Annotated in this window: 1 protein-coding gene; it reads left to right on the forward strand. The window is 66.9% G+C overall.

Features of this window, described 5'->3' with window-relative positions:
• Positions 1-14: 14 nt before the first annotated feature.
• Positions 15-236, forward strand: a 222-nt coding sequence (locus LPA41_RS43945; protein ID WP_229077046.1) for a hypothetical protein, incomplete at its 3' end; no start/stop codon positions are given.

The following is a 236-nucleotide window of genomic DNA, read 5'->3' on the forward strand; positions in this document are numbered from 1 at the left end:
GTGCGGGTGTGCCGGTGGCGGCGGTGGAGTCGTTGGTGTTGCGGCCGGTGGTGGTGGAGCCGGGGCCGGTGGTGGCGCCGTTGTTTGGTGTGGATTTGGTGCCGGTGGGGGGTTGGGTGTTTGAGGGTGAGGTGTATCGGGCTGGTGGGGTTCATGAGGTGTTGGCGCGGTTGCAGGGGGCGGTGGTGGCGGATGAGCGGTTGGTGGTGGTGATTGGTGGTGGTTTGGAGGATGCG

Origin of the sequence: Actinoplanes sp. DH11, assembly GCF_020873875.1 — a bacterium.
In the GTDB taxonomy this organism is placed as follows: Bacteria; Actinomycetota; Actinomycetes; order Mycobacteriales; family Micromonosporaceae; genus Actinoplanes.